The sequence below is a fragment of the Desulfopila sp. IMCC35008 genome (assembly GCF_010646885.2).
Lineage (GTDB): Bacteria > Desulfobacterota > Desulfobulbia > Desulfobulbales > Desulfocapsaceae > Desulfopila.
In genome coordinates this window covers 2,374,514-2,394,778 of sequence record NZ_CP050700.1, presented here as the reverse complement: position 1 = coordinate 2,394,778, position 20,265 = coordinate 2,374,514, and the positions used below count along the sequence as shown (strand labels likewise).

Sequence of the window (20,265 nt, the reverse complement as noted above, 5' to 3'; positions counted from 1 at the left end):
CCCGTAATGGCCCTCGCTTACTGTATAATTGCAGAGAGCGAAGAGGTGTTAACCCGACTGTCGGGCCAACTGATTTATTGTATTTTTCCGGTACGCATTGCGACCGAGAACCGCAAATAATACAGATATTGGGCAATACTGTCAATTCATTTCTTAGATTTCTCAAGCGCTTTGATTTTTTCCCACTGTTCTCTCAGTTCCTGTTCGGATGATATTTCTACCCCGGCAAAAACGTGGGGATGACGACGAATGAGTTTCTTATTAATATTATGCAGCACAGTATGTAAGGTGAAATTTCCATTTTCCTCTTCAATTTCAGCTATCATAACAAGTGTAAAGAGCAGGTCTCCAATTTCCTCACAGATGTTATCAGTGTCCCTGTTTGATATAGCCTCAAGTAGTTCATTATATTCCGAATCAAGGTATTTAACCATGGATTCTGTTGACTGCCTGCGGTCCCATGGGCATCCGTCGGGACCACGCAGCGTCTTAACTGTTGTTACTAAATCTTCAAGATTTGCCTTTTTGTATGACATAGTGGTATTGTTAGGAAAGAGAGTTATCTTGTTTCAAAGGTAAGAAGGAAGCGGAAGGAAATCGGAAGGTAGAAGATATTTACCATTTATTTATAACCAAAAGTGATGAAATCAGTTGACATTCCTTCCCTGACCAACTAAGTAGCTTTTCTGAGAGTGTAGCATTGAAGACCGGGTGAGACGGTCGAGTAAGGGTGGAAAAGCGGTAGAATACAGCAAATTGTCATTCGCGTCACTGCATTTCACCTAAATTGAGAGAGTGTAGTATTAGTTTAGTAAATTTACGTAAATGAGGGTGCAAATGGAAGACGAAAGAAAACAGAAAATATTACTTGAAAAACACAAGGATATAGCACGTATCGACCAGGAGTCCAAGAGGACACATGGTTGGTATGTCCGGGTCAGGTTCCTAGGTAAGACCCATTCAAAATTCTTTTCAGATAAAAAGTGCGGGGGGCGGTACTCCAGTCTTCTTTCAGCCATTTCCTGGAGAGACAAGACAGAAAGAAGGTTGGGTAAAATTCGTACCAACAAGCACATGGTTACAGTATCCAATTCCAGCACTGGCGTTGTAGGTGTACGCTTGAACGAAAAGTTGAACCGTTACGAGGTGAGTTGGGTTACCCATCAAGGCAAACAGGGGAAGACCTCTGTCTCTATACGCAAACACGGAAAAAAAGTTGCCTTTTCGAAAGCCTGTACCATTCGTCAGGAAAAGGAAAAAGCTCGTTTAGAGTTTAGCGTTTAGTATCTCTTGAAATCTGTTGTTTATTAAAATCCCGGTTTGAGTCGTTTTAGACCGGGATTTTATTTTGCCCAATAATGACTTGGGAGTGCGCACCTGATGTGCTGGTTCCTTGGTGGCAGGTATTGTTCTGATATAACAGATATCCGGAAGTGAATATGCCACTCTATGAATGAGCAGGAAATGTCGGTTGGAAAAAGAATATCGCCAGTCTTATAAAGATATTGACAAGAATTTTGCAGTTGGGTAATATTAACAGCTTCGAATTTAATTAGCAGAAGCGTGGATCGAAAAGAAAATTCCAGAATATGAGGTTGAAATAATGTACGCAATTATCCGCACCGGCGGGAAACAATATCAGGTTGAAAGCGGCGACAGGCTGCGTGTTGAAAAACTCGTTGGAAACGTCGGTGACACTGTCGATCTCGACGATGTTCTCATGGTCGTCGATGGTGAAGAGGTAAAGGTTGGTCAGCCAGTTGTGGAAGGCGCAAAAGTTGTCGCGAAGATCTCCGAGCAAGGCAAATCAAAGAAAGTTATCATTTTCAAAAAGAAGCGACGTAAAGGGTATCGCCTCAGAAAAGGACATAGGCAGGACTATACCTCCCTGTTGATAGAAGAAATTCAAGCGTAATTTGTGCCAAATCCATATAGGGCATGTAACACGCAGTAGAAAATTGCAAATAAGGAGTTAACAAATGGCACATAAAAAAGCTGGTGGTAGTTCAAGGAACGGACGTGACAGTGCTGGTCAGAGGCGTGGCGTAAAACGTTTTGGTGGGCAGGTCGTAAAGGCTGGAAATATTCTTGTTCGGCAACTCGGGACCAAAATTCACCCAGGAACCAATGTTGGTTGCGGTCGTGACTACACTCTGTTTGCAAAAGTTGACGGCGTTGTAACATTTGAAGATTTCGGAAAAAACAAGAAACGAGTTTCCGTTTATCCCGCAGCCTGATACATCCCAGACAGACCGGTCCAATTATTTGTGCCGGGAAAGTAGAGAAAGCTCGGCCCTTTATTTCATAAAGGGCCGAGCTTTTTTGTTTTCAATAACTCCCCTTTTGCACAGGCTAAGGTACATAATTCACTAGAGGGTATTTCAGGTATGGCATTTGTCGACGAAGCAAAGTTTCATGTAAAAGCTGGAGACGGTGGAAACGGATGCGTCAGTTTCAGGCGAGAAAAATTTGTTCCCAAAGGTGGCCCCGACGGAGGTGACGGAGGGCGCGGCGGGAGTGTGGTCATAGTCGCGACATCGAAAATCCATTCCTTGATCGATTTTCGCTTCCGGTCTCACTTCAAAGCTGACCGCGGTGTTCATGGAAAAGGGAAAGATATGCATGGTGCGGGTGGTAAAGACTGTATTATTAATGTACCTGTAGGATCTATTATAACAGACAGTGAGAGTGGTAACATCCTTGCTGATTTGGCGCAGGAAAATGACAGCTTTATTGCTGCTAAAGGTGGTGATGGCGGCATGGGTAATCCTCACTTTGCCAGCGGTGCCAACAGGACTCCCAGGTTTGCAACCAAGGGCAAGGAAGGCCAGCAACGATGGTTACGGATTGAACTTAAGCTGATAGCCGATGTTGGCCTGCTTGGGTTGCCGAATGCCGGAAAATCTACCCTGTTGTCAAAATTATCTGCCGCCAACCCCAAAATTGCAGATTATCCGTTCACTACACTTGAGCCTCAGCTTGGCGTTATGCATTACAGCTACCATAAACCATGCATAATAGCTGACATACCTGGCCTTATTGAAGGGGCACATGAAGGTGTAGGGCTTGGGCATAAGTTCTTAAGGCATATAGAGAGAACCTCAATTTTGTTGCATGTAGTCGACTGCTCGGATGATAAATATATGGAAAATTTTGAAACCATTGAAAACGAGCTTTTATCATATAAAGAGGAACTTGCCGGTCGGTTGCGATTTGTAGTATTAAATAAAATAGATTTGGTGGACCCGGAAATGGTTGAGGAGGTCAAAACTGAGTTTAGAGAGCTTGGGCATACAGTTTTTGCAATTTCATGTGAAAATGAACAGAATATCGAACCGTTGAAGAAGGCAGTGATGGAGCTACTTGAGGAGTTTCATCTTTCAGAAAGAACGGATGGTGATCAAGAAGTATAAAGATTTAAAGACACTACAATTAGACGAATCGCATGTCAATTCAATGCAATCATAAAGATGGCCTTTTTTACCGGCAAACAGCTTTTGATAAGGCTCGAAGGGTCGTCATCAAGGTAGGTAGCGCTGTCCTCACTGACAAAGACGGTGTGAATAAAGAGGTGATTGGTAATCTGGCGAAACAGATCGCCTTTTTGCATAACAGTGGGCGTGAGGTGATCCTGGTCACCTCAGGTGCCGTTGCTGCCGGCCGGCAAAAGCTTGGGGTTCCATTCGATAAAAAACTTGCTATTCCAGAAAAACAGGCATTGGCTTCAGTTGGCCAGATGCTGCTTATGCATGCATATGACGAGGCGTTTGAGGCAGCAGGTGAAAAAGTTGCCCAGATATTGTTGACGCATTCGGATCTCGCCAACAGGAACCGGTATTTAAATGTCAGGAATACCGTTCATTCATTGTTCAGGTTTGGTGTTATTCCAGTTATCAATGAAAATGATACGGTTTCCATTGAAGAGCTTCGCTTTGGTGACAACGATTATCTGGGTGCTCTGGTATCCAACCTGATAGAGGCAGATCTGTTTATATGCCTCACGGATGTCATTGGGTTATACAATGGGAACCCAAAAACAAATCCAGAGGCAAAACCAATCTATACAGTTGCAGAAATCACCCCTGAGGTTGAAGCCATGGCAGGTAATGTCAAGAGTGCTCTTGGCACCGGGGGAATGCAGAGTAAGATCAGAGCTGCAAAGCTTGTAGCTTCGTGTGGAGGCAGTTCATTTATCGGTCCTGGTAAAGAAAAAGCAATATTACAACAGTTGTTCAGCGGGGAGATGATTGGTACCTTCTTTTTGCCTGCCAAAACAAAACTTGCAAGTCGAAAACACTGGATCGCCAATGTTGTAAAACCGCACGGACGTTTGAGACTTGATGATGGCGCCTGCCGAGCCCTGACTCAACAAGGGAAAAGCTTGCTCCCGAGTGGGATCGTCACAGTTTCAGGTGATTTTGGTGCCGGTGATTCTGTTGAGTGCTGCAATAGTGAAGGCAGGGTGCTGGCGGTAGGGCTTATCAACTATTCGGCAGCCGACATCCAAAAAATAAAAGGGGTTCACTCAGACCGGATAGAAGATATCCTTGGATATAAAGACAGCGATGAGGTCATGCATCGTGACAACCTTGTTGTTCTGCAGTAACCCTCCGGAATTATATTAAACATCTTTTTGAGGACGATTATGACCGGCTCAGGCACATTGGAAAATCAAGTAAGGGAAATGGCCAGGCTTGCAAAGAAAAGTTCTGCCTCTCTAGCACCTGCATCCACGGAAAAGAAAAACAGCTGCCTGCTTACAATCGGTAAGCTTCTTGATGCCAAAAGGGAAGAGATCAAAGCCGAAAACCAGAAAGATCTGGTTGAAGGTAAAAAGAACGGGCTTTCAGCTGCCATGATCGATCGTCTCAGGCTCTCTGATGCCGTTATTGATTCGATGATAGATGGCCTCGGGGAGGTCTGTAACCTGCCTGATCCTGTCGGTGCCTTTGAAGATATGTCATTGAGACCGAATGGTTTGCGTGTTGGCAGGATGAGAGTGCCTATAGGGGTCGTTTCCATGATTTATGAATCAAGACCCAATGTCACGATAGATGCAGCTGCTCTTTGTCTGAAAACAGGCAATAGTGTCTTGCTTCGTGGTGGATCTGAGGCAATTCATTCAAACCTCATCCTTGCAGAAATTATAAGAGAAGGGTTGCTGCAGTCGGAGTTAAGTGGTGACTGTGTACAGGTTATTCCGGTGACTGACAGGGAGGCGGTTAATCATTTACTTCAGCAGGAAGATTATATTGACCTGGTGATCCCCAGGGGAGGGGAAGGGCTTATACGTTACGTAAGTGAAACATCGAGAATCCCTGTCCTGAAGCATTATAAAGGAGTTTGCCATATTTATGTTGATTCTGAGGCAGATCTAGAGAAGGCCGTACCCATTATCATTAATTCAAAAGTACAGCGACCTGGTGTTTGTAATGCCCTTGAGGGGTTGCTGGTACATAAGGACATTGCCGAAACGTTTATCCCCACTATCGTGAAGGCGTTACATAAAGACGGTGTTACCGTTAAGGGTTGCAAGCAGACAGTCGCTCTGGCAGAAGGTGTAGAGCAGGCTGCCGATGATGATTGGGGAACGGAGTTCCTGGACCTCGTTTTGGTAGTGAAGGTTGTCGATTCAGTAATCGAGGCTAAGGATTACATCCAGCACTACGGTTCCAACCATACTGAATCGATCCTTACAGAAAACTATACCACTGCCATGCAGTTTTTAAGTGAAGTAGATGCTTCAGCTGTCATGGTAAATGCCTCGACCAGGTTTAATGATGGAGGTCAGCTCGGTCTTGGAACTGAGATTGGTATCAGTACCACAAAGCTGCACGCTTATGGCCCTATGGGCTTAACTGAACTCACGACACGTAAGTTTGTGGTTTTCGGCATGGGGCAGATTCGGGATTGATGACGAGGATAGGGCTTTACGGCGGGACGTTCGATCCGGTCCATATCGGGCATACCCAACTTGCTGAGGCCGCTATCTGCGAGGCAGGTCTTGATCGCGTGCTGATGGTGCCTGCTGTGGTTCCACCCCATAAAAGCGAACGTACGGTAACACCTTTTGACCATAGGGTTGAAATGGTGCGGCTTGCACTTGTCGATCACCCTGGAATTGAACTCTCTCTTATAGAATCGGAATTGCCAACCCCTTCGTATACCATAGATACGGTTCGCCTACTGCAGAGATTGTTGCCAACTACAACAGAGTTGCACTTTATTATCGGCATAGATGCCTTCGTTGAAATAACAAGTTGGAAGTCATATGGGGAGCTTCTTTCAAGGGTCTCTCTGCTTGTCGCAATGCGGCAAGGTTTATGTCCACAGTTACTTGAAAAGGTTCGTGATGAACTTTCGTATAGCAAGGTGGCGAAGCGTTGGGTGCATTCTGGTGGACGAAAAGATATTTTCTTTCTCAGTTCCCCTATAGCTGACATTTCATCTTCGACAATCAGGAAACAGTTGTTGAGTGGGGCGTTCCAGGTTGAGGGAATACCAAACCAGGTTATGCAGTATATTCAAGCAAATAACCTCTACTTATCCTGCAAGTGAGTAACAAGGTGCGCATCTGTCATTCCCTGCGATTAAAAATTTTACCTGATTGTGATATTTACATTATTTTAGTAAATATATACTCTGTTTAAGAAGGGGGGAAACCTTCATGCACCAAGGCCGGCAGGCAAATCTAAAATAATTTTCTAACGTAACTTTGCATCCGGTATTAATGTTCCATATTATCAGTGACATGGTCTAAGCGGTAGCCCGATAATACAGACGTGCTTGGCTTTGACATTTTAGTTAAAATTTCATACCTGAACTCTTTATTGAATGCATTCCGGTTCTACACTGAAAAGCGGCCAGGAAATTGCCGTGCTGATAGTTGACGACTCTATTGTTTTCCGTCGTTTTCTGCGTGATATGTTTGAAGGTTCAAATATCGCAGTTATCTGTGGGGAAGCCCAGAATGGTATCGAGGCTTTGGATGTCATGCTGAGGGTTGACCCGGACGTGATCATGATGGATATGGAGATGCCGCTTATGGACGGCATGACTGCCCTGCAGCATCTCATGATTCACCGGCCCTTGCCCACTATTATGTTTTCGAGTCTTACCTGTGAAGGTACCGTCAGGGCCTTTGATGCCTTGAAAAATGGGGCTGTTGACTTCATGTGCAAGGATTTTATTTTTCAGGAACATGACCCCAAGCGCCAGCGAGAAGATATCCTGAAAAAAGTGGTCCGCGCCTCACGGATGACCGTTGAGCACATAGAGCCGGTTGTTGAAGCAGGGGTCGCCCTGCAAAATCGGCCACCTTCCGTTAAACAGGTTTTGTTTTGCGAAGAGTGTGGTTCACGCAACCTGGTTGATCCAACAAGTGTCGACATAACATCGGCTGTCTGTTCTCAATGCGGTGATTCTCTTGTTGTTCATAATATCCGTGACGTGCAGGACTATCACGAGTACATCCAGTTTGTTACAATCCTTGGTGGAGGCGAAGGAGCATTTAGGAATCTGCTTAACATTATCCCCAGCCTGAACTCGAAACTTGTAGGCTCAGTCATCGCAGTTATCTACGGCGATGAACGACAGGTGGATACTTTTACCGAATACCTTGATGCTGTCTGTGCAGCACGGGTTTTACGTATTCAGGAGGGTATGCGTCTCGAAAGGGGGTGCTGTTATATTGCTGCAGCTTCTGACTATATATGTCTACGGCCTCAAGGTATTGGGTACACTTTAAAGAAAGTGAAAAACCTCGACAAAGAGGTAGGGTCAATCGACTTACTGATGGCCTCTATCTCTTCTAACTTTAAGGAACGAACGGCTGGTGTTTTATTATCCGGTGAGGAGATGGACGGTTTACGTGGCGTCTCGACTATACTGAAAAACATGGGCATCGCTTATGCCCTGGATCCAACCGACTGTCTCTGCCAGAAACTTGTTAAAAAGGCCCTGGAAACTACCGGAATTGAACCAGTAAGCGGAGAACTTGAGCTGTCAAGAAAGATCAACGAACTCCACAACACCCGGGAAGAGACTGAAAATGACGGGTAATTCAGTCGGATCTCTAACTTCAGCAAGTGATAACTCCCTTTGGGAGGAGCAGGTGCCATTGCTGAAAGAGGGGTATCATAAAGAGTTAATCAGGAAAGCCTATGGGGAGACTTCTCTGGGGCAACGGGTCTACCCGCCACGGGACCTGGTGTTTCAGTCAATGAGGATAACGAAATTCAGTGAGGTGAAAGTCGTTATCCTGGGTCAGGATCCTTATATTAACGAAGACCGAGAATTAGGACCGGAAGCACATGGTTTATGTTTTTCAGTTAAAAATGGCATTGCGATCCCTCCCTCTCTCAGAAACATCTTTCTTGAGATTAATAACAGTATTTATAAGGGGCAGCCAGGACGGACGGAAAGTGATTTGACAGATTGGGCAGAACAGGGAGTTCTTCTGTTAAACGCGAGTTTAACCGTTATTGCCAAACGATCAAACTCGCACGCTTCACTTGGCTGGCATCAACTGACAGATAACATTATTGAGACTCTTTCAAAAAAGAGAGAGCATATCGTTTTTATGCTCTGGGGAGCTTTTGCCCAGAAGAAAGAGCCGCTTATCGACAAGAGTAAACATCTTGTTCTAAAAACAAGCCATCCATCACCGCTCTCGGCTCATCGAGGATTTCTCGGTTCCAATGTGTTTGTAAACTGTAACAACTATCTGCACCAGCATGGCAGGGAGATTATTCGTTGGTAAACCACACTTCGATAACAAGTGGTGTCAACTTATAATGGTCCTGATGATGTCACGTTTACCAATAATGCCGACCAGTTTGTCATTTTCAACCACAGGCAGGGTGTGAATATTCTGTTCGCTCATAATGGTGGCCAGCTCATCAATGGCCGTTTCTGGAGACACTGTGCGCGCATTCGGGGTGTAGATATCGTTTACTGTTGAGCCGGCAATTTTTCGCATCTCCTGTTCCATCTTATCCGGACTCTCCAGATAGATAAACGAGTCGAGGATGGAGACTATTGTGGGAATGTGGACCTTTTTGTTTTGGTCGATGAGGTCACTTTCAGTTACAACACCTAAAAGCTTACCGTTTGTATCCACAACCGGAACACCGCTTATATTCTTATCGGTCAAGAGAGTTGCGAGTTCCTTGACACTTGTGTCAGGGGTGACAGTTATCACTTCCCTGGACATTAAATCATCAGCTGTTTTCATATCGTTTCACCTCTCTTCGAGTAGGCCATGAAGGGTCGAAGGTATGGCGTCTGCCACTTCACTGGCGGTGTATCCTGACCCTGTTTTTCTAAAAATGGAATCTGCCGCAATCCCGTGCAGGTAAACAGCTGCGGCGGTGGCTTTAAGTGGCTCGAGTCCCTGGCAGAGCAGAGCACCGATAACGCCGCTTAGGACGTCCCCCATGCCGCCGGTTGCCATTCCAGGATTGCCGGTTGTGTTGATAAGAGCCTGTCCATCCGGGGTCGCTATTATGGTTCCTGCGCCTTTTAATAAAACAATGTTGTGGGTCTCCCCGGTGTTCAGCTGATTACATGCCTCACGGGTGGCTTCCAGTCTGTTGTCCTGGATTTCCTGGATGGACCAGCCAATAAGACGGCTTAATTCTCCAGGATGTGGAGTGAAAATGCGCAGCCCATGTGTTGTGGTGATCGATTCCCTGTTTTTGGCCAGGATATTAATTGCATCAGCATCAACAACAAGTGGAACTTTGGCCAGCCTGTAGATGGCAAGGGTGAATTCTGTAGTCTCTTTGCCTGTTCCGATTCCCGGACCAATGACAGCGGCTGTTTTGCCAAGAAGGCTTTCGGCAGCATGGTCGATACTGTTTATGGAAAAAAAGTTCTCAGAACCTGGGAGTACTTCGGTCATTGCTTCGACCAAATTGTTTTCAAGTACACTGTTAATGTTCCTTGGACAACACAGAGAAACAAGGCCGCTACCACTTCTGATTGCACCACGGGCAGTAAGGATAGCTGCACCGGTTTTTCCGGGAGATCCTGCAAACACAGCAAGGTGACCATGGCTTCCCTTATGGGAGGATATCGAGCGGGTAAGCTTTCGTGCCATTTTCAGGAAGGTTGCCTCATTAATAAGTTCTGTGGCAATCCTGGCACGTTCTACGGCCTCGTGAGGTATGCCGATGTCGATGAGGTGAAGCTGGCCTGTTAAGATTGAACTGTCATGTATGTAGTGGCCCGGCTTGGCACATCCGTATGTGGCAGTGAAGTCGGCTTTTACACATGCCCCCAGGATTTTGCCGGTATTTGAGTCCATGCCGGAAGGGCAGTCAGCGGCGATAATCGGTACGCCGTGTGCGAAGTCACGATTATTTATGAGGTCGATAATTGTTTTGAACCTGCCTGATACAGTTCGGTCAAGTCCGGTGCCAAAGATGGAATCGACAATGGCATAGCATGGAAGACCTCTTGATTCTATTTGTTTGTATAGAACGGATACGGTCTCAACTCTGGTGTCAGTGTCGATAAGATGGAATGGAAGGCGGAGTTTCTGGACTATGGACAGGTTGAGGGCGGCATCCCCTTTCATTTTATCAGGACTTACCAGGAAAAAGAAGATGGGGTGGCTGCCTCTTTGCAGAAGGTGGCGCCCGATAACCAGCCCGTCTCCTCCGTTATTGCCTGGACCGATAAAAACACAAGTAAAGGTTTCTGCCGGCGGGCCGAGCTCCTGCTCCATCATTTTCACGGTGCCTACGCCGGCATTTTCCATCAGCACGATACCTGGGATATTGAAATCTTCGATCGCGCATTGATCAAGTGCCCTCATTTCCTTTGATGTTGGCAGTTTCATTATGGCTCCTCAAGCAATAAAGGTAGCATTTATCAGTAGCTGCCCACCTGATAGGTAACCACTGTCATATTACATCGATATGCAGATATACAAAAAGTATAACATCCTTGAGGAAAAACACCATAGCAGCTTGGAAAATTTGGTATTTATTGGGGATTTTCAGTAGAAGAAGCTTGTTCAAGCAAATTTTTGCAATAGTCACAAGGGGAATATCCCGCATCAATTGCCACATCTGCACTGCTGAATTCAATGGTGCATTGATCGCTGCGATATTCACTGCATTGTTCAAAATGGAATTGAAAAAGACCGACATTGGCCCTGACTGCGCAAACTCGCTTACTGTCGGTTTCACTATATGCTGCAACTTTCCTTCTTCCTGGCAGAAAAACAAGAATGAGTTGAAGCCCCATGTTGAGAATTGCCAAGAGTGGGGCTATAAATAATTTGTGGAATATGCCATACAGAAAACGCAACCATGATGGTGCAAGTGATTTTTCACTGAAAACCCGTTGGACGCTGTAGAGGGTAATAAGCAAAAAGAAAACATCGGGCATCCAGAGCAGAGCTGCAATACCAAGCTGGCCGAAATCACCTTCTTTGGCAATCATCTTGCCCATGGTGAAAAGCACATAAAAGAGGATGAATACGGCGAGGCCAAACGGCACCCCGATTGCTTTCCGGCCTGGACCTGCTTGCAGGCCCAGGGGCAGACCCAGTATGGACAGGATAAGGCACCCGAAAGGCAATACCAGCCTTTCGTGGTATTCGATAAGCATCACTCGACCACGCTTATTGTCGATGCCAAATCTGTCGGCAGCCTCAAGCAGTTGGCCCATGGTCAGCGTGCCACGATGTACGGAATTAACTCCGGTATCAGGGGGTTGCAGGGGGATGTTAATGGTGTATTTACCAAACTGGACAATTTGGGCGTCTTCTTCCTCAGGGCGATGAAGGCTGCCGTCATGCAGGACGATGGTGACCATCATGCGGTCCAGGTCGCTTTTCATGGTGCCGGTAGCCGCCATGGTAATCGTCGGATTCTCCTGACCTCGCATGTCGGAAACCCAAACCTTCTTCCAGACTCCTGTTTTTTCGTCTATTTTGCCAACATGGACTACGATGTCTCCCAGGGCCTCGGTGAACTGATACTCCTTAATACCTTTGTCCACCTTTTCTTTTAAGAGTTGGTACGTGAGTTGCTTCATGGCAATCTCGCTTACCGGGATCAGCTTGATTGAAAAGTAGCCTGTAAATATGGCAATACAGGCAGATATTGCGAAAACAGGTGGAATCACATGATAGAGACTGATCCCGCTGGCCTTGATAGCAAGTATTTCAGTATCGCTGGAAAGCCGTGAGAATCCGACAATGACCCCCATCATAGAGGCCATGGGGATAGTGTAGAGGAACATGTTCGGAAACATGTAACAAAATAATCGTATAAAGTCCCCTAACCCGATACTGAGTTCAAGGGCAAAGTTAAGAAAGGGGATTAGCTTGACAAGAAAAAACACTGCATTCATAACGACAAATGCAGCAAAGAAGGGTGCCAGCATTTCTGTTGCCAGATAACTATATAAAAGTACTGGTTTGCGTGAAAACAAGTTCATATAGAACAATAGTCGTCGATTGTATTGCTGTCGTCTTCGGTAAGACTAGAATTTTGAATCGACCAGCGGCTCTGTTATAGTCACTTCGATCCAATGTGGATCCCACCATTCTTTAGGGGTTGCGAAAACCCCATTAACAAGCATGGAGAAATGCAGGTGGTCTCCGCCTGCCATTCCGGAGGCGCCTGTAAGGCCAATGACATCTCCTTTCGCTGCCATATCATCGACGGCCACATTGATCTGGCTGAGATGAGAATAGAGGCTGAATACACCCTGACCATGATCAAGTAAAACCATATTGCCGTAAATGCCGAGATAGTCAGCAAACACCACCTTGCCGCTATTGGCTGCCTTGACATCTGCACGACGTGTTGAGGCGATATCCATACCAAGGTGTACCTGCTGATCAATTGGATTACCTTCGTAAAAGTAGGTGCGGTGATCGGCAAAACCAGCTCGGGAGCTACCTGACATCCTTATAAACCGCCCATCCCAAAGTTGGTCTTCTGAGGGGTTGGCACAAAGCTCCGAAATTTTCTTGTTATTGTCTTTTCTGATTCCGCGGTTGGCCATGAGGTACTTTTCAAGCATAGAACCCGTCATTTCAGGGTAATATTGCTCGAATTCAGGAATTTTCTTGTTCAGAAAACCATCACCGACATTGATCCTGTCTTTTTTCTGGGGAGAATTTTTTAAGGTTACGGAAAAAGGTACTGTTACCGCGTTGCCGGCCACATCTTGTGCAATGATTCTGGATTCTTCAATGGTTGTTGCATCATAGGGCAGGGCAAAATAGGTAATATAGGTGTTTTTCCTGCCGTCTGGTACAGGATAGCCTGGATTGAAGTGTCCGTTGATCACAACACCGTGCTGGCCGCCTGGGTCAGAATTCTGGTAAATTGCAATCCCGGCCCCACCGGGGACGATATATCGTTCACTGTGAAGAATACGGACCTTTGGCGGTTTGGTGTCGAGCTTTAGTGTCTTTAGAGCGGTCGTATTGTTCCCAGAGAAAAATCCCCTGAAGGAGAAGTCAGTGGCTGTCACCTGGATGGTTACTTCTCCATCCAGAAAGCCGAGCTTTGAGGCATCGAACTCCACCTCTCTGCTGGTCATTGCCGGGCCTACCTGGCCGATATACGTTTTTCTCGGGTTTTCTTCTGTCAGGAGTGGTTTCTTTTCTCCGCCCTGGATAGCATAGACCTCTATTTTTTTCAAACCATTGCCGACATCAGCAGCGTTGATTACCAGGAGATCGTTGCGCGCCAGGAACTCGGGCAAAGCAGACAAATCGACAGTTGGTTTCTTTCCTTCGAAAAATAGAAAAAAACAGGCAACGGTCGAGCCGGTAATGAGGAAAAGCAGGATAAAGAGGAAAGTTCGTCCGGGAGAAATTCTCCTTTTTCTTTTCAGTGACATAATCGGTAGATATAATTAAGTGAATAATTGGTTGATTATCTTTGCCAGATTATTTCATATTTTTCCATATGAAGGTCTCGGGCGGGGGCCACGACAATGCGTTTACCCGTTTCATGTTCAAGCTGGGCCATTGTCAGTTCTTCCTCGGTGGCTAATAAGTCCGCGATACGAGGGTGGACCCGAAGAGTGACAGTATTGCCACCTGCATTTCTGGCGTTTCTATGGATTTTCCTGAAGATATCATAGCATATAGTCCTTCTCGATTTGAGCATTCCTTCGCCGGCACAGTAGTGGCACGGTTCGCACATAAGTTGATAAAGGCTCTCGCTGTTTCGCTTTCTGGTCATCTGGACCAGTCCGAATTCAGATAACTTCAGAATATTGATTCGGCTCTTGTCTTTTTTGACCGCATCTTTAAAGGTTGCGAACAAGGTCTCACGATGCTCTTCATCTTCCATGTCGATGAAGTCGATGATGATAATTCCACCGATATTACGAAGCCTTAACTGGTAGGCAATCTCTACAGCTGCCTCCATGTTGGTTTTGAAAATGGTTTCACTGAGATTATTTTTACCGACAAAACGGCCTGTATTGACGTCGATTACAGACAGGGCTTCCGTGCTTTCAATAATGATATATCCGCCGGATCGAAGCCAAACCTTTTTTTCTATGGCCCTGTTGATTTCAGCTTCTATCCCATGTGCCTCGAAAATTGGAGTTTCGTGTTTATACAAATTGAGTTTAGACTGAAGTTCCGGGGCAAAGGTGTTAACGAACTTGCTGATTTTTTTAAAAGCTTCCTCGTTATCAATGTAGAGCTGGTCAACGTCGGCGGTGAACAGGTCCCTTACAGAACGAAGGGTAATATCGAGATCCTCGTATACTGAAGCGGGAACTGTAGGGTTCTTGGCAGCATCCTGGATTTCCTCCCACAAGTGAAGAAGGAACTCCATATCTGCTTCGAGTTCGGAAAGGCGCGCATTTTCTGCTACTGTCCGGACAATAAAACCAGCACCTTTAGGCCTGATCGTCTCAATTTTTTCCTTCAAAATTGAGCGGACGGTTTCGTCTTCTATCTTACGTGAAATACCGATGTGATCAGTGAGTGGTATATAGACGAGATTTCGGCAGGGCAGGGTTATGTGACAGGTCAATCTTGCCCCTTTTGTACCGATGGGGTCTTTGCTGACCTGGACGAGAATCTGCTGGCCCTCGGTCAGCAAGTTCTCTATGGCGAGATGTGGTGCACGTCTGTTCGGTCTTTCATTAAGTTCCTGTTCAGGTTGACAGGTTGGTACAGGAGGAGATTCTTCTGACGCTTCAACTTCACGCGAGGAATTCTCAATATAAATATCGTCGACATATAAAAATCCGGTTCGCTCCAGGCCAATGTCAACAAAAGCGGCTTGCATACCAGGAAGTACACGAACCACTTTTCCCTTGTAGATATTGCCCATGAGGCCTTTCTCAGTGGGACGTTGCAAATGGAATTCACTAAGAATCCCATTTTCTACAAGGGCCAGGCGCACTTCATAGCTCCTGTAGTTGATAAGAATTTCAGTTGTCATGATGTTGCAAATATAAAATATTCAAATTCCCTAAAGGGAAGGAGTTTATTGCTGAATATAACAGTATACAGTAATTATAGGAATGGTCGCCATATATAAAGAAGAAAATTCAATTATTTTACTACAGAATCATGACAACCTGTCCCGTCACTACTATTATTCCCACCTACAATCGTAGTTCGTTTTTAGGAAGGGCAATTGACTCTGTTCTGGTACAGACCTGTAAATGTGACGAACTTCTCATTATTGACGATGGTTCGACTGATGGGACGAAAAAACTGGTTGAAAAGTACAGAACAGATAATCCACAGATTCAATATTTATGGCAACCAAACAATGGTCCTGCCTCTGCACGTAATTTAGGGATAACTCGTGCCCGCAATCCATTTATTGCCTTTCTCGACTCTGATGACCACTGGCATCGTAAGAAAATCGAAAAACAGTATGGTGCAATGGTTAAAAGTCCTGAGTACCTGATAAGTCACACTTATGAAAAGTGGTTACGGAATGGGCAGCATCTCAACCAGAAAAAGATACATATTCCCCGTCATGGTGATATCTTTGACCATTGTTTGTCGCTTTGCGCAGTTGGAATGTCGACAGTTATGGCGCAGACTGAATTGTTTAGAAAAGAAGGGCTCTTTGCTGCTGAATTGCGGTGCTGCGAAGATTATGATTACTGGCTGAGGGTAAGTCGCAACTACCCCTTTCTGCTGGTGGGTGAACCGCTGACAATAAAGGAAGGCGGGCGTGAAGATCAGGTATCCTGGCAATATCGTGTAGGTATGGACAAATTACGTATCACCTCTCTCGTGAACCTCCTTGAAAACTTTTCACTTTCTAAGAAACAGAGGATTCAAGCCTGTCAGGAGGCCATAAAGAAGGCTACAATATATGGGAATGGCTGTATACGCTACGGCAAAAAAGACGAGGGGGCGCAGTACCTCTGTCTTGCCGCAGATATCCACAAACAACTTCAGGAAAAATAGATACTCGATGGACGTATTGAAATCATGGCGTGACCCATCCTCTTATATCACGACGTTGCATGTTGACGAAGACTGTAAGAATAATGAATATACCAAGGAAATAATCGAGAGGTTTTCAGGTGACGTTGTTATTGTACCGGTGGGACAGTCGCCTGTTGTCTCCGAGAGGGACTTTCCAGCCAATCTCTCGGATGGAAAACGTCACCTCTACCTCACCAGGAACAAAGGACATTTTTTAAAACCGTGTCCAGCCACCAGGGAATACAGATGTTGTGATTACCATGTGTTGAACACTGGCATGAACTGTCCTATAGATTGTGTATATTGCATACTGCAAGCGTATCTCAATAACCCATGGATTTCTTTTTACGTGAATTATGAAGGAATGCTGGATGAGATAGAGACGGAATTATCTGCTCATCCGGAAGAGTTGTACCGGATAGGCACCGGGGAGTTTACCGATTCTCTGGCAATAGATTCCATTACCCGCCTTAGTGAAAAACTCGTACCGTTTATGGCAGCAAAGAAAAACGGGATGCTGGAGTTGAAAACAAAAAGCGGTGTCGTTGATTACCTTCAGGATCTCGAGCATAACAGTAATACCATTGTCAGCTGGTCACTCAATTCAACTCGAATTCTGCAAAAGGAAGAAATGCGGGCGGCAAGTCTTGCCGAAAGGGTCGAGGCTGCAAAAAAATGTATTTCATGGGGGTACCGGGTAGGTTTTCATTTTGACCCAATTGTCGATCATGAGAACTGGGAGAAAGAGTATTTCGAGACCATTGATTATCTTTACAGGGAGCTTCCCGCCGAATCTATCGTCTGGATTTCACTTGGTGCTTTGCGATATCTTCCTCACCTGAAAGATATTGGTGTTCGTAGATTTCCTGGTTCAACTATTTATTTTCAGGAGTTTATAGAGGGGCTGGATGGGAAATCACGCTATTTCCGTGATAATCGGACTCAACTTTATCTCTCAATTTACAATCGGTTAAAAAAATATGCAGACGAAAAAACAGCTATTTATTTCTGTATGGAAAGTGATGAGGTATGGCGCGATGTAATGGGTTTCGTGCCTGAAGAAAAGGGTGGGATTCACACCATGCTTGAAAAGGCATTCTGGGGCTATAGTGTCGGAGGGTGAGTGGATCACCTTTGTTTTTTCAATACATATTCCCCTTGTCCTTTATCTATTTTTACGTATATTAAGCTGTCAATTAGAAGCAAACCACAGGACGCGTCAGCGTTTTAAATTCAGGAGAACAGTGTCATGATTAATAAAGCAATTCTTATCGGCAACCTTGGTGCCGATCCGGAAATGAGATATACCCAGAGCGGTACACAGGTGGCCACATTCAATATCGCCACCACCGAAAGATGGAAAGGGCAGGATGGCCAGATGCAGGAGAATACCGAGTGGCATCGGATTGTTGCCTGGGCAAAGCTTGCTGACATCTGCGGACAGTACCTGCAAAAAGGGTCCAGGGTGTATATTGAGGGAAGGATTCAGACCAGGAAGTGGACCGATCAAAACGGGGTAGACCGTTACACCACAGAAATAATCGCCAAGGAAATGAAAATGCTTAGCTCGCGAGGAGAAGGCGGCGGGGGCGGTCAAGGAGGTCATGGCGGTGGGGGGGGGTATCAGGATAATTCCTTCCCTGACTCATCACCTGGCTTTTCCGATCCGGGTACAGGAGAAGATGTGCCGTTCTAGAGAGTACCTGAGAGTCGTTTTGTAAAAAAAATGTATCAAAAAGCCTCGCATTGCGGGGCTTTTTTTTATTTATCGTATGTGAATTTTATTCTTTTTGATTTGGTAACCACTTGCCTTCTCGGGAATATGAGTCAGAGTTCCGTCGAAAAGTGCTTATAGTCTATCTATATTTCGTCAATCAGTGGTTGTCAGGTAGCCAACCTGTAAAACAATAACAAGGTACTGGCTTTTTTCTGAGTCGCAGAATTCCTGGTTCCTGCCTCTTTTAAGGAGGGAATCGGTCCTGAGGATCACTAGACGCACATGAAATCTTCCGGGAACAATTCAATGTTCTGCATAACGATAATGTTTATTGATTATGCTCCTGTTTTATCAGGCGATAGAGACCATTGAAAACAATTTAAGCCCATATGAAAATTACTTGTATTATATGGCTTCTGCCACCTTGACGAGGAAGGCTTACATTCCTATTGTGGAGGTAATTGAAAAAAGAGGTAACCTGACTTATAAACATATAATTAATGTCGTGCAGGGATGGATTATTACGAAACTTTAGGCGTTGCCAAAAGTGCAACCTCGGATGAGATAAAAAAGGCGTACAGGAAGCTTGCCTTGAAGTATCATCCGGACAAAAATAAGGGAGATAAGGCAGCTGAGGAAAAGTTTAAGAAGGTGAGTGAGGCTTATGCTGTTCTTTCCGATGCAGAGAAGAAAAAGCAATATGACACCTATGGATCTACAGACTTTCATCAGCGCTACTCCCAGGAAGATATCTTCAGGAACTTTGACCTCAATGACATATTGAAACAGTTCGGGTTTGGTATGGGTGGTGGTCAGAGGTCTTCCGGCTTTATGAATGGCATGGGCGGTGGGCAACAATTTAACTCGTTTTTTGGCCAAGGCGGAGGAATGGGTGGAGGTTGCGGGGGTGGCGGGTGTCACCAGCCTGAGAAAGGTCAGGACATGACCTATCAGATAACCATTACCCTTGATGACGTACTGAACGGCTCTGAGAGAAATATTTCCCTTAGGAAAAACGGTCAGGCCCAGCAGGTATCTGTAAAAGTTCCCAAAGGAATTGAAAAAGGAAAAAAACTCCGGCTGAAAGGGAAGGGTGGAGCTTCACGAAACGGCGGGCCTGCAGGGGATCTTTACCTGAAGGTTGACATTGCCCCACACCCTGATTTTGAGCGTGATGGAGACGACCTTATCGTGACCCGCCTGATAAATTATAGTGAGGCGTGCCTTGGTGCCAAGGTGGAAGTTGAAACACTGGAAAAGAAAAAATTCGCGGTTAAAGTCCCGTCCGGGTCAGTAAATGGATCCAAGCTGCGCATCCGTGGATATGGCCTTCCCGTTGGCCCGATTGGTGAACGAGGAGACCTTTATGTGAAACTTGCCGTGAAAGTTCCCGAAGAGCTTAGTGACGACCAACGGGAGTTGGTTGAAAAACTTAAGGATGTCGGTTTATAAAAAACTGAAGAAGAGAACAGGTTTAAACAGGGCTGAAGCCATATTGGTTTCAGCCCTGTTTATTTTGTGCATCAACACACCGATCATGAGGGGCTTGGTCTAAGGTCAATACTTAGAATCCGCGTATGCCAACCAGCCACCGGCACTGACCAGGTCTTTATCAAAACCGTTTATTTCAAAAGAAAAACTCTTTTCCTTTCCTGATGAGCTTGCAAGCAGTTGCTGTTTCTCCATGTTGACTGCGAATGAGAGTGTCCCTTCCATGTTGAATAGCTCGTTGATGTCTTTCCTTGGCAACTCAATTGCCAGGATGCCGCAATTAAACATGTTCTGCCTGAATATCCTGGCAAAACTCTCGGCGATAATGATATTGATATCATTTACCTCAAAAGCCCATACCGCATGTTCACGCGAAGATCCACAGCCGAAGTTTCCACGGCTAACGACTACCTTTGCGTCCTGAAGCTCTTTGCCCTGCGGATCAAATGACTGGCCTTCCAGGAGTAAATCTTCCAGCAGGTGAGGTTTGAGAGCAGCCTTACTGATTTCGGTGAGATATTTTGCCGGGATAATCTCGTCGGTGTTAATATCGTTTCGATCTAGAAAAATAGCGGTTCCACCAAATTCTTTCATAATTTCCTTC

20 protein-coding genes are annotated in these 20,265 nt (G+C 45.5%); 13 read left to right on the top strand and 7 right to left on the bottom strand.

Features of this window, described 5'->3' with window-relative positions:
* Window positions 1–146 precede the first annotated feature (146 nt).
* Complete coding sequence (locus tag GA520_RS10545) at window positions 147–536, bottom strand: MazG nucleotide pyrophosphohydrolase domain-containing protein (protein WP_163336644.1); 390 nt, start codon at window positions 534–536, stop codon at window positions 147–149.
* Between the two features lie 301 nt (window positions 537–837).
* Here GA520_RS10545 and GA520_RS10540 point away from each other — a divergent pair, with 301 nt between their 5' ends.
* The 9 genes from GA520_RS10540 (at window position 838) to ung (ending at window position 8,761) form a co-directional block, all read left to right on the top strand.
* Window positions 838–1,284 (top strand): AP2 domain-containing protein, encoded by a 447-nt coding sequence (locus tag GA520_RS10540; protein WP_163336645.1) that lies wholly within the window; start codon window positions 838–840, stop codon window positions 1,282–1,284.
* A gap of 319 nt (window positions 1,285–1,603) precedes the next feature.
* Window positions 1,604–1,915 (top strand): 50S ribosomal protein L21, encoded by a 312-nt coding sequence (rplU, locus tag GA520_RS10535; protein ID WP_163336646.1) that lies wholly within the window; start codon window positions 1,604–1,606, stop codon window positions 1,913–1,915.
* A gap of 64 nt (window positions 1,916–1,979) precedes the next feature.
* The gene (gene rpmA / locus GA520_RS10530) at window positions 1,980–2,237 is read left to right on the top strand and encodes a 50S ribosomal protein L27 (protein WP_163336647.1); all 258 of its coding nucleotides are present in this window, start codon (window positions 1,980–1,982) and stop codon (window positions 2,235–2,237) included.
* A gap of 150 nt (window positions 2,238–2,387) precedes the next feature.
* Window positions 2,388–3,413, top strand: a complete 1,026-nt coding sequence (gene obgE, locus GA520_RS10525) for a GTPase ObgE (protein ID WP_163336648.1) — start codon at window positions 2,388–2,390, stop codon at window positions 3,411–3,413.
* A gap of 32 nt (window positions 3,414–3,445) precedes the next feature.
* Complete coding sequence (gene proB, locus GA520_RS10520; RefSeq protein ID WP_163336649.1) at window positions 3,446–4,606, top strand: glutamate 5-kinase; 1,161 nt, start codon at window positions 3,446–3,448, stop codon at window positions 4,604–4,606.
* Window positions 4,607–4,645: 39 nt separating this feature from the next.
* The gene (locus GA520_RS10515; RefSeq protein ID WP_163336650.1) at window positions 4,646–5,914 is read left to right on the top strand and encodes a glutamate-5-semialdehyde dehydrogenase; all 1,269 of its coding nucleotides are present in this window, start codon (window positions 4,646–4,648) and stop codon (window positions 5,912–5,914) included.
* Complete coding sequence (nadD, locus tag GA520_RS10510) at window positions 5,914–6,558, top strand: nicotinate (nicotinamide) nucleotide adenylyltransferase (protein ID WP_240910085.1); 645 nt, start codon at window positions 5,914–5,916, stop codon at window positions 6,556–6,558. The genes GA520_RS10515 and nadD overlap by 1 nt, the downstream gene beginning before the upstream one ends.
* A 318-nt stretch (window positions 6,559–6,876) precedes the next feature.
* Window positions 6,877–8,061: a chemotaxis protein CheB gene (locus tag GA520_RS10505; RefSeq protein WP_163336652.1), complete on the top strand. Its 1,185-nt coding sequence runs from the start codon at window positions 6,877–6,879 to the stop codon at window positions 8,059–8,061.
* Window positions 8,051–8,761, top strand: coding sequence for a uracil-DNA glycosylase (gene ung / locus GA520_RS10500; RefSeq protein ID WP_163336653.1), 711 nt, complete (start codon window positions 8,051–8,053; stop codon window positions 8,759–8,761). The genes GA520_RS10505 and ung overlap by 11 nt, the downstream gene beginning before the upstream one ends.
* Window positions 8,762–8,785: 24 nt before the next feature.
* Here the strand turns inward: ung and GA520_RS10495 are convergent, their stop codons facing one another.
* From GA520_RS10495 to GA520_RS10475, 5 genes are all read right to left on the bottom strand, one after another.
* Window positions 8,786–9,235: a CBS domain-containing protein gene (locus GA520_RS10495; protein WP_163336654.1), complete on the bottom strand. Its 450-nt coding sequence runs from the start codon at window positions 9,233–9,235 to the stop codon at window positions 8,786–8,788.
* Window positions 9,236–9,241: 6 nt separating this feature from the next.
* Entirely contained in the window at window positions 9,242–10,846 is a 1,605-nt protein-coding gene (locus GA520_RS10490; protein ID WP_163336655.1) for an NAD(P)H-hydrate dehydratase, read from the bottom strand.
* 146 nt (window positions 10,847–10,992) lie between these two features.
* Entirely contained in the window at window positions 10,993–12,456 is a 1,464-nt protein-coding gene (locus GA520_RS10485; RefSeq protein WP_163336656.1) for an LptF/LptG family permease, read from the bottom strand.
* A 45-nt stretch (window positions 12,457–12,501) separates the two neighbouring features.
* On the bottom strand, window positions 12,502–13,875 hold the full coding sequence (locus GA520_RS10480; RefSeq protein WP_163336657.1) for a M23 family metallopeptidase: 1,374 nt from the start codon (window positions 13,873–13,875) through the stop codon (window positions 12,502–12,504).
* 35 nt (window positions 13,876–13,910) lie between these two features.
* Entirely contained in the window at window positions 13,911–15,443 is a 1,533-nt protein-coding gene (locus GA520_RS10475; protein WP_163336658.1) for an Rne/Rng family ribonuclease, read from the bottom strand.
* Between the two features lie 131 nt (window positions 15,444–15,574).
* Between GA520_RS10475 and GA520_RS10470 the strand changes: the two genes are divergently transcribed.
* The 4 genes from GA520_RS10470 to GA520_RS10455 all read left to right on the top strand — a co-directional run bounded on the left by GA520_RS10470 (window position 15,575) and on the right by GA520_RS10455 (window position 19,622).
* Complete coding sequence (locus tag GA520_RS10470) at window positions 15,575–16,432, top strand: glycosyltransferase family A protein (RefSeq protein ID WP_163336659.1); 858 nt, start codon at window positions 15,575–15,577, stop codon at window positions 16,430–16,432.
* 7 nt (window positions 16,433–16,439) lie between these two features.
* Window positions 16,440–17,576, top strand: a complete 1,137-nt coding sequence (locus GA520_RS10465) for a radical SAM protein (protein ID WP_163336660.1) — start codon at window positions 16,440–16,442, stop codon at window positions 17,574–17,576.
* Window positions 17,577–17,702: 126 nt separating this feature from the next.
* Complete coding sequence (locus GA520_RS10460) at window positions 17,703–18,149, top strand: single-stranded DNA-binding protein (protein WP_163336661.1); 447 nt, start codon at window positions 17,703–17,705, stop codon at window positions 18,147–18,149.
* A 534-nt stretch (window positions 18,150–18,683) separates the two neighbouring features.
* On the top strand, window positions 18,684–19,622 hold the full coding sequence (locus tag GA520_RS10455) for a DnaJ C-terminal domain-containing protein (RefSeq protein ID WP_163336662.1): 939 nt from the start codon (window positions 18,684–18,686) through the stop codon (window positions 19,620–19,622).
* 105 nt (window positions 19,623–19,727) lie between these two features.
* Here GA520_RS10455 and GA520_RS10450 read toward each other — a convergent pair whose 3' ends face one another.
* The gene (locus GA520_RS10450) at window positions 19,728–20,255 is read right to left on the bottom strand and encodes a 3-isopropylmalate dehydratase small subunit 2 (protein WP_163336663.1); all 528 of its coding nucleotides are present in this window, start codon (window positions 20,253–20,255) and stop codon (window positions 19,728–19,730) included.
* Between the last annotated feature and the right edge of the window lie 10 nt (window positions 20,256–20,265).

Coding starts and splice junctions, on each gene's coding strand:
- GA520_RS10545 (WP_163336644.1), bottom strand. CDS start 536: ATGTCATACAAAAAGGCAAATCTTGAAGATTTAGTAACAACAGTTAAG.
- GA520_RS10540 (WP_163336645.1), top strand. CDS start 838: ATGGAAGACGAAAGAAAACAGAAAATATTACTTGAAAAACACAAGGAT.
- rplU (WP_163336646.1), top strand. CDS start 1,604: ATGTACGCAATTATCCGCACCGGCGGGAAACAATATCAGGTTGAAAGC.
- rpmA (WP_163336647.1), top strand. CDS start 1,980: ATGGCACATAAAAAAGCTGGTGGTAGTTCAAGGAACGGACGTGACAGT.
- obgE (WP_163336648.1), top strand. CDS start 2,388: ATGGCATTTGTCGACGAAGCAAAGTTTCATGTAAAAGCTGGAGACGGT.
- proB (WP_163336649.1), top strand. CDS start 3,446: ATGTCAATTCAATGCAATCATAAAGATGGCCTTTTTTACCGGCAAACA.
- GA520_RS10515 (WP_163336650.1), top strand. CDS start 4,646: ATGACCGGCTCAGGCACATTGGAAAATCAAGTAAGGGAAATGGCCAGG.
- nadD (WP_240910085.1), top strand. CDS start 5,914: ATGACGAGGATAGGGCTTTACGGCGGGACGTTCGATCCGGTCCATATC.
- ung (WP_163336653.1), top strand. CDS start 8,051: ATGACGGGTAATTCAGTCGGATCTCTAACTTCAGCAAGTGATAACTCC.
- GA520_RS10495 (WP_163336654.1), bottom strand. CDS start 9,235: ATGAAAACAGCTGATGATTTAATGTCCAGGGAAGTGATAACTGTCACC.
- GA520_RS10490 (WP_163336655.1), bottom strand. CDS start 10,846: ATGAAACTGCCAACATCAAAGGAAATGAGGGCACTTGATCAATGCGCG.
- GA520_RS10485 (WP_163336656.1), bottom strand. CDS start 12,456: ATGAACTTGTTTTCACGCAAACCAGTACTTTTATATAGTTATCTGGCA.
- GA520_RS10480 (WP_163336657.1), bottom strand. CDS start 13,875: ATGTCACTGAAAAGAAAAAGGAGAATTTCTCCCGGACGAACTTTCCTC.
- GA520_RS10475 (WP_163336658.1), bottom strand. CDS start 15,443: ATGACAACTGAAATTCTTATCAACTACAGGAGCTATGAAGTGCGCCTG.
- GA520_RS10470 (WP_163336659.1), top strand. CDS start 15,575: ATGACAACCTGTCCCGTCACTACTATTATTCCCACCTACAATCGTAGT.
- GA520_RS10465 (WP_163336660.1), top strand. CDS start 16,440: ATGGACGTATTGAAATCATGGCGTGACCCATCCTCTTATATCACGACG.
- GA520_RS10460 (WP_163336661.1), top strand. CDS start 17,703: ATGATTAATAAAGCAATTCTTATCGGCAACCTTGGTGCCGATCCGGAA.
- GA520_RS10455 (WP_163336662.1), top strand. CDS start 18,684: ATGGATTATTACGAAACTTTAGGCGTTGCCAAAAGTGCAACCTCGGAT.
- GA520_RS10450 (WP_163336663.1), bottom strand. CDS start 20,255: ATGAAAGAATTTGGTGGAACCGCTATTTTTCTAGATCGAAACGATATT.